Origin of the sequence: Streptomyces sp. NPDC048111 (assembly GCF_043202815.1) — a bacterium.
In the GTDB taxonomy this organism is placed as follows: domain Bacteria; phylum Actinomycetota; class Actinomycetes; order Streptomycetales; family Streptomycetaceae; genus Streptomyces.
On the sequence record NZ_JBIDBD010000023.1, the window covers coordinates 90,802 to 98,624 of the forward strand.

A 7,823-nucleotide genomic window follows, 5' to 3' on the forward strand; every position below is an offset into this window, starting at 1 on the left:
CGCAGCACGCTGCACAAACGCGTTTTTGTACTGGCCCGGGAATCCGCTAGAGTTCAACACGTCGCCGGGACGCGCAAGCGGAACGGAAACGACAAGCGGACGTGGCTCAGTTGGTAGAGCATCACCTTGCCAAGGTGAGGGTCGCGAGTTCGAATCTCGTCGTCCGCTCGATGTGGGGGATCTTCCCGAACCCCATATGCACTCCTGGTGGAGTGGCCGAGAGGCGAGGCAACGGCCTGCAAAGCCGTCTACACGGGTTCAAATCCCGTCTCCACCTCCAAGCGCGATTAGCTCAGCGGGAGAGCGCTTCCCTGACACGGAAGAGGTCACTGGTTCAATCCCAGTATCGCGCACGCAGTAACACGAAGTAACCGGTCCCGGCAACGTCGGCGGCCGTCCCGCGCGATTAGCTCAGCGGGAGAGCGCTTCCCTGACACGGAAGAGGTCACTGGTTCAATCCCAGTATCGCGCACCACCCGGAACCCCCGGCCTTTCGAGGCCGGGGGTTTTGTCGTACGCGCCCCGGCCTCCGTGCGCGCCCGCAGGTCCGAGGCCTGCGGGCGGAACGCAGGCCGTTTCAGGACGAGAAGAGCATGTGACCGAAGCTCTTGTGCCGCTTGTGTCCGTGGTGGTCGCCGTAGTGACCGCCGTGGCCGCCGTGCTGCGGGGCTCCCCAGGCCGGGGCGTGCGGGGCGGGGGCCGGGTAGCCCTGCTGGGGGTAGCCCGGCTGCGGGTAGGGCTGCGGGGGCGGGGCCTGCTGCGTCCACTGGCCTTCGAGCCGGGTCAGCGACTCCAGCTCCCCGTAGTCGAGGAAGATCCCCCGACAGCCGCTGCACTGCTCGATCTGGACGCCGTTGCGGTTGTACGTGTGCATCGGCGCGTGACACTTGGGACACTGCATCGTCGGCTCAGCTCCTCGCCGCTCGTTCTCTCTGGCCTCCGCAGCCTACGTCGGGGCCCCCTCCAACTCCGCCCGGGCGGCGCACACTCGGGCGCAGCTGTCCAGCATCATGCGCTCCGCCTCGTCCGGGGCGCGACCCTGCTCGGCGCACTTTGCGAGCGCGAGTGCGGCGGTCTGTACGGTCAACGCCCTTGCGGGTACGTCGAGTTGGGGCCAGGGATCGCCGTCCGCCGGTACGGCGGGACCGCCCTCGGCCCGGTAGGCGGCGAGGAAGCGGGCCCAGGTGTCCGGGGCCAGCAGCCCCGCGGCGAACCAGGCGGCCGGGCGGGCCAAGTCCCAGGCGGCGACGCCCAGTCCGAGGTCGTCGATGTCGATCAGCGTCCAGGCGCCCGCTCGCGCGGGGTGGCGGACGAGCTGCCCGAGGTGGAAGTCCCCGTGACAGAGCCGGGCCGGACCGGGCGCCGGCGCCTCTCCCCGGGCCCAGCCGGGCAGTTGGGCCCATGCGCCCAGCACGGGCTCGGCCGCGGGGTCCGTGTCCGCTGCGCACGCCCGCATCCGCCGGATGGCCCGGGCGGCCTTCTCGGGCCCGCGCGCGGGCGGCAGCGGGCCGGGCAGCACCGCCGGCGGCACCCGGTGCAGCCGCGCGAGCAGCCCGGCGGCGGCCTCCCAGGGCGCGGCGTCGGGATCGTGCGGGTCGATGGGGACGCCGTAGGGCCAGAGCGTCACGGGACGGGTGGGTGCGGTGCGGGCGGCCGGCACGTGCCGCGGAGCGGGGCGGGGGCCGTCGTGGGTGGCCGGTCCGAAGGGGGCGGGCTGGGGGGTGGGCTGGGGGGTGGCCGCCGGGTCCGGAGCGAGCGGGGTAGGGGCCGGCGCCGGGTCCGGAGCGAGCGAGGTGGGGGCTGCCGCCGGGTCCGGAGCGAGCGGGGTGGGGGCCGGCGGGGCCAAGGGGGCGAGGAGGATGCCGTCGAGCAGGGGGTGCGCGGCCACGGCGAGGCGGGTCCTGAGGGCGCCGGCGTCGGTGTCCTCGGCATGCGCCTTGGCCACGACGCCGCCGTGCCGGACGACGGTGCCGTCGGGCCGGTCCGCCAGGACGGCCTTGACGGGGGCGCCGTCCTCGGCGGGCTCCGGCGGGCCGGGGGTTCGCCGCGGGTCCTGCCGCACGGGGGCGTCCCGCAGCGGCGCCGGGGCCGAGGGCGTGGGTGAGTGACGCGGGGCCGGGGGTGCGTGCCGGGCCGGAGGTGTGCGGTGGGCCGTGGGTGTGCGGTGGGCCGTGGCGCGGGCCGCTTCGGTCAGCTCGGCGATGATCGCGTCGGTCACTTCTCCCCCGGGGTGCGTACGGCCCTGTCCGGCGAGGGTACGGCGTAGCGCGGCAGGCGGGCGGGGCAGAGGGGGGCGGCAGATGGGCGGGGCAGGTGTGGGCGGGGCAGGTGTGGGCGGGGCAGGTGTGGGCGGGGCAGGTGGAAAAGGGGGGGGGGGGGGGGGGGGGGGGGGGGGGGGGGCCGGCGCGGCGGGGCCCCCCCCCCCCCCCCCCCCCCCCCCCCCCCCCCCCCCCCCCCCCCCCCCTTCTACTGCCGTCCGCCGCACCCCCGTCCCCACGGGGCTGTAAGGCTGGATGTCCCCGACCCGGTCCGCTCTACCAGGTCCGGAGCGCCGCTCAGCGCCCCAGCATCACGCCTACGGACGACGCCTGTGTGACCACCGCGTCCCAGCCGCCGAAGACGACTACGAGCAGGGCCGCCAGGGGAAGGACCATGGCCGTTGCCACCAGGGGGTGGCGCGGGCCGGAGCGACGGGCACCGAACGCGGCGCTGTACGCCCTGCGTCCCTGCGTGCGGATGATCGTCCGCGCGGCTGTGTCCGCCATGGTCCCTCTCCTGTTCGTTCATGGGGCTGTTCTGTTGACTCGTCCGCGCCGACCGGCCCGCGCCGACCGGCCCGTGTCGACCGATCCGCGCCGACTGGTCTGCCGCGCCCCGTCCGCGAGGGACGGAGCTGGTAAGCGGCGGGCGTCTGACCTCGGGGGACGAGTGCATCACCCGCCGCTTGACTTCAACACTAGGGATTCGCGCGGCGCCGGACGTCATGCCCTCGTACTGATTGCAGGCCTCCCAGGGGAGGAGCCGTCACCCTCGTGCGTACTCCCCAGGGTGGAGACGGGACTCCTACGCCTTGGGGTCTTCCCGGAGGGGTCGGGCCTGGGCGCGCGGCTCGGCCTCCCCCGCGTCCTCCCTCGGGACCGGCTGCTCGACCAGGGCGAGCACCCGTGTCGCCATGAAGCGCGCCGTGCGCACGACCGTGCCGCTGCGGGTGACTTCGCTCACTTCCACCACCCCGCGCCGGACCGCCGTTTCCACCCTGCGCCCCGCCCGGCTTGCCACCACTTCGTACGTCCGGGTCGTGTCTCCCGCGTCCACCACTATCTCCACGCGGTCACCCTTCATAGATCCAAACCCCCTTCTGCGACGGACCGTTGAGATCTCGCACGGGTCAGCGCCCCTGGATCCACGGGCTGCTGACCACTCTTCAAGTTTCCCACCCGGCACTGACAATCGCCCGGCCCGCGAGGGCGCGGCCTATGAGCGCACCGGGCGGCGGGTACGTAAGCTGTGCCCCGTCAACAGGACTGGCAGCGGGGATGAAAATGGCGATGATGCGGCTCCGGCGCGAGGACCCGCGTGTCGTCGGCTCGTTCAGGCTTCACCGGCGACTCGGCGCGGGCGGTATGGGTGTCGTGTACCTCGGTTCCGACCGGCGCGGGCAGCGGGTGGCCCTGAAGGTGATCCGGCCCGACCTCGCCGAGGACCAGGAGTTCCGGTCCCGGTTCGCCCGTGAGGTCTCGGCCGCCCGGCGGATCAGGGGCGGCTGCACGGCGCGGCTGGTGGCGGCCGACCTGGAGGCCGAACGGCCCTGGTTCGCCACGCAGTACGTGCCCGGGCCCTCGCTGCACGACAAGGTCGCCGAGGAGGGTCCGCTCACGGCCGCCGAGGCCGCGGCCATCGGGGCGGCGCTGTCCGAGGGGCTCGTCGCGGTGCACGAGGCGGGCGTGGTCCACCGGGACCTCAAGCCGTCCAACATCCTGCTGTCCCCCAAGGGGCCCAGGATCATCGACTTCGGCATCGCCTGGGCCACCGGCGCCTCGACGCTGACCCACGTCGGCACGGCCGTCGGCTCCCCCGGCTTCCTCGCGCCCGAGCAGGTGCGCGGCGCCGCGGTCACTCCGGCCACGGACGTCTTCTCGCTCGGCGCGACGCTGGCGTACGCGGCGATGGGTGACTCGCCCTTCGGGCACGGCAGTTCCGAGGTGATGCTCTACCGCGTGGTGCACGAGGAGGCCCAGCTGCGCGGGGTGCCGGACGCGCTGGCCCCGCTCGTACGGGCGTGCCTCGCCAAGGACCCCGAGGAGCGGCCCAGCACGCTCCAGCTCTCGATGCGGCTCAAGGAGATCGCGGCGCGGGAGGCGCAGGGCGGGTTGCACGGGCACGGCGCGGATGTCCGGCCGCCGGTTCAGCGCGACCGGGTCGAGAGCGAGCGGGCGACCGGGCGGCTCGACGAGCGCACCCAGCGCTACACCGAGGCGGGGCGGGGCACGGGTTCCTCGGCCTCCCGGCCCGGGGCGCGTACGGGGGGATCTGGATCGGCTTCGCGTACGGGGTCCGGTTCGGCTTCGCGTACGGGATCTGGTTCGGCTTCCCGTACGGGGGGGTCCGGATCGGCGTCGCGTACGGGGGGCTCTCGGCCCGGGGGGGCGCGGAGCAACGCGTCCCGGACCGGGGGGCGTCCTGGTACGCGGCCCGGGGCACGCACCTCGGGCGGGTTGCGGCCGGCCAATCCCCGGTTGCTGCGGCAGCGGCTGACTGTCTTCGTGCTGGTCACGCTGATCGTGTTGTTGGGGATTGCTGCGGTTAAGCAGTTCTGAGGGGGCTGGCGGGGGCGGGGCCGGGGGTGTAGGTGCGGGGTGCCTCGCCTCTCGGGTCCGTGCGGGCCCTGGGTGGCTGGGCGCGCAGTTCCCCGCGCTCCTGGCAGGGCTGGGGGTACCGGGGTTTGCGCAGTTCCCCGCGCCCCCTGACTCCGCGGTCGTCTGCGGACCGTGGTCGCTCCTCGCGCAGTTCCCCGCGCCCCTGTAGGGCGCCCAGTCCGTGAAGGGGAGCAACTCCGCGCGCAGACCTGTAGGGCGCCCCGTCCATAAACGGGACCAACCCCGCGCACAAGCCTGTAGGGCGCCCCGTCCATAAACGGGACCAACCCCGCGCACAAGCCTGCAGGGCGCCCCGTCCGTGAACGGGACCAACCCCGCGCACAAGCCTGCAGGGCGCCCCGTCCGTGAACGGGACCAACTCCGCGCACAAGCCTGCAGGGCGCCCCGTCCATGAACGGGACCAACTCCGCGCATAAGCCTGTAAAGCGCCCCGTCCATGGAGGGGACCAACTCCGTGCGCAGGGCTGTAGGGCGCCCAGTCCGTAATAGGGACCAACTCCGCGCGCGCCTATAGGCTGCTCGCCGCTCGGAGGGGGCCCACTCCGGGCGGTCGGTGCCCTGGGGGGGCTTGGTGGTCAGGTTGTGGGGCGGCCTGTTGCCACTGCGTAGAAGGCCACTGCCGCTGCCGCGCCCACGTTCAGGGAGTCGACTCCGTGGGCCATCGGGATGCGGACCCACTCGTCGGCCGCCACCAGGGCCTGGGTGGAGAGGCCGTCACCCTCCGCGCCCAGCATCAGGGCCACCTTGTCGAGTCTGTGCGGGGCCGCGTCCTCGATGCTGGAAGCCTTCTCGTCGGGGGTCAGGGCGAGCAGGCGGTAGCCCGCCCCGCGGACGGTTTCCAGGGCCTTGGGCCAGGACTCCAGGCGGGCGTACGGGACCGAGAAGACCGCGCCCATGGACACCTTCACCGAGCGCCGGTACAGCGGGTCCGCGCAGTCCGGTGAGAGCAGCACCGCGTCCATGCCGAGGGCGGCGGCGCTGCGGAAGATCGCACCGATGTTGGTGTGGTCGTTGACGGCCTCCATGACCACCACCCGCCGGGCGGTGGCGAGGAGTTCCTCGGCTTGCGGCAGCGGCTTGCGCTGCATCGAGGCGAGCGCCCCGCGGTGCACGTGGTAGCCGGTGACGCGCTCGGCGAGCTCGGGGCTCACCGCGTACACGGGGGCCGGGAGTTCGTCGATGACGTCCCGCATGACGTCGACCCACTTGGCGGAGAGCAGCATGGAGCGCATCTCGTAGCCGGCGTCCTTGGCCCGTCTGATGACCTTCTCGCCCTCGGCGATGAAGAGGCCTTCGGCGGGCTCGCGGCGGCGCCGCAGTTCCACGTCGGTCAGGCCCGTGTAGTCGCGCAGGCGGGGGTCGTCGGGATCATCGACGGTGATGAGATCGGCCACAGGGTGATACTGCCTTGTCCTGGGTGTGGTGCCAACGGCTGGGACGGGGGTTCCGTCACCGATGGTCACGGGCGGTGATTCAGGGGCGGGGGTTCACGGTGACGACGTCGCCGACGACGATGACGGCCGGGGGCCGTACGTCCTCGGCCCTGACCACCTCGCCGACGGTGCCCAGGGTGGCGTCCACCCGGCGCTGGGCGGCGGTCGTGCCCTCCTGGACGAGCGCGACCGGGGTGGCGGCGTCCTTGCCGTGCGTGACCAGGGCCTCGGCGATGGCGCCGATCTTGTCCACGCCCATCAGGATCACCAGGGTGCCGCGCAGCCGCGCCAGCGACTTCCAGTCGACGAGCGAGCGCGGGTCGTCGGGCGCCACATGGCCGCTGACGACGGTGAACTCATGGGCCACCCCCCGGTGCGTGACCGGGATGCCGGCCGCGCCCGGCACCGAGATGGAGCTGGAGATGCCCGGCACCACCGTGCAGGGGATCCCGGCCTCGGCGAGCGCCTGGAGCTCCTCCATGCCGCGCCCGAAGACGTACGGGTCGCCGCCCTTGAGCCGCACGACGGCCCGGCCCGCCTTGGCGTGCTCGATCAGGGCGTTGTTGATGGCCTCCTGGGCCATGAAGCGTCCGTACGGGATCTTCGCGGCGTCGATCACCTCGACGTGCGGCGGGAGTTCGTCGAGGAGGTCGCGCGGGCCGAGCCGGTCGGCGATGACGACGTCCGCCTCGGCGAGCAGCCTGCGGCCGCGCACGGTGATCAGGTCCGGGTCGCCGGGGCCGCCGCCGACCAGGGCGACGCCCGGGGTGCGGGTGCGCTGCTGCGGGGCGACGAGGGTGCCGTCGCGCAGGCCCTCGACGACCGCGTCCCGGATCGCGGCCGAGCGGCGGGGGTCGGGGGTGTCGGTGGTGAGGACCGCGACGGTGACGCCCTCGGAGCGGCCGGTGGCCGGGGTCCAGGCGGTGGCCGCGGTCGCGTCGTCGGAGCGTACGCACCACACGCGGGAGCGCTCGGCCTCGGCGGAGATGCGCTCGTTGGCCTCGGTGTCGGCGGTGGCGACCAGGGCGTACCAGGCGTCCGCGAGGTCGCCGTCGGCGAAGCGGCGCCGCTCCCAGCGGATCTCGCCCGCGTCCGCCATCGCCTCGACGGAGGGGGTGGCACTCGGCGACACCAGGGTGATGTCCGCCCCGGCGGCGATGAGGGCCGGCAGGCGGCGCTGGGCGACCTGGCCGCCGCCGACGACGACGACGCGGCGGCCGGTGAGGCGGAGGCCTACGGGGTACGCGGGGTGTTCGACCATGGCGGCGGTGCTCCTCGGGCGGAGTGACGTGCGGTGGGCCGCTGCGGCGGTGAAGCGGCTGGTGGGAGGGGGTGGGCCCGCGCACAGCCTAAGGGGCGGGCGGGCGGTGCGGCATGAGCGGGGGGGGGGGGGGGGGGGGGCCCCCCCCCCCCCCCCCCCCCCGCGGGGCGGGGCGGGCCCGGGCCCCCGCCGTCACGGCGGGGACCCGCGAGGAGACTCCGGCGCGCCCGCGACCCACCCCCCCCGGGCGCC

At 74.2% G+C, this 7,823-nt stretch carries 7 protein-coding genes and 4 tRNA genes; 5 read left to right on the plus strand and 6 right to left on the minus strand.

The genetic code is table 11. The features are described from left to right. The first annotated feature begins 95 nt into the window (after positions 1-95). From ACGF3I_RS27585 to ACGF3I_RS27600, 4 genes are all read left to right on the plus strand, one after another. Positions 96-168: transfer RNA gene (locus ACGF3I_RS27585), tRNA-Gly, on the plus strand. Between the two features lie 38 nt (positions 169-206). Continuing rightward, positions 207-280, plus strand: a tRNA-Cys gene (locus ACGF3I_RS27590). A 1-nt stretch (position 281) separates the two neighbouring features. After that, positions 282-353 (plus strand) — tRNA-Val (locus ACGF3I_RS27595). Between the two features lie 47 nt (positions 354-400). Next, positions 401-475: transfer RNA gene (locus tag ACGF3I_RS27600), tRNA-Val, on the plus strand. Positions 476-577: 102 nt separating this feature from the next. Here the strand turns inward: ACGF3I_RS27600 and ACGF3I_RS27605 are convergent. From ACGF3I_RS27605 to ACGF3I_RS27620, 4 genes are all read right to left on the minus strand, one after another. Continuing rightward, on the minus strand, positions 578-901 hold the full coding sequence (locus tag ACGF3I_RS27605; protein WP_393136545.1) for a zf-TFIIB domain-containing protein: 324 nt from the start codon (positions 899-901) through the stop codon (positions 578-580). 45 nt (positions 902-946) lie between these two features. Continuing rightward, positions 947-1,990: a phosphotransferase family protein gene (locus ACGF3I_RS27610; protein WP_393136555.1), complete on the minus strand. Its 1,044-nt coding sequence runs from the start codon at positions 1,988-1,990 to the stop codon at positions 947-949. A 565-nt stretch (positions 1,991-2,555) separates the two neighbouring features. Further along, a complete protein-coding gene (locus ACGF3I_RS27615; protein ID WP_053723606.1) occupies positions 2,556-2,765 on the minus strand; it encodes a hypothetical protein in 210 nt (69 codons plus the stop codon). Positions 2,766-3,063: 298 nt separating this feature from the next. Further along, positions 3,064-3,342 carry a hypothetical protein gene (locus ACGF3I_RS27620; protein WP_393136547.1) on the minus strand — a complete coding sequence of 93 codons (279 nt, stop codon included), beginning with the start codon at positions 3,340-3,342 and terminating at the stop codon, positions 3,064-3,066. 200 nt (positions 3,343-3,542) lie between these two features. Here ACGF3I_RS27620 and ACGF3I_RS27625 point away from each other — a divergent pair, with 200 nt between their 5' ends. Beyond that, the gene (locus ACGF3I_RS27625; protein WP_393136557.1) at positions 3,543-4,817 is read left to right on the plus strand and encodes a protein kinase; all 1,275 of its coding nucleotides are present in this window, start codon (positions 3,543-3,545) and stop codon (positions 4,815-4,817) included. Positions 4,818-5,452: 635 nt separating this feature from the next. On the opposite strand, the gene ACGF3I_RS27630 is transcribed toward ACGF3I_RS27625, so the two are convergent. Together ACGF3I_RS27630 and cobA are read right to left on the minus strand one after the other, a co-directional pair. Beyond that, a complete protein-coding gene (locus ACGF3I_RS27630) occupies positions 5,453-6,271 on the minus strand; it encodes a TrmH family RNA methyltransferase (protein ID WP_393136549.1) in 819 nt (272 codons plus the stop codon). Positions 6,272-6,350: 79 nt separating this feature from the next. After that, on the minus strand, positions 6,351-7,571 hold the full coding sequence (gene cobA / locus ACGF3I_RS27635) for a uroporphyrinogen-III C-methyltransferase (RefSeq protein WP_393136551.1): 1,221 nt from the start codon (positions 7,569-7,571) through the stop codon (positions 6,351-6,353). Positions 7,572-7,823 lie beyond the last annotated feature (252 nt).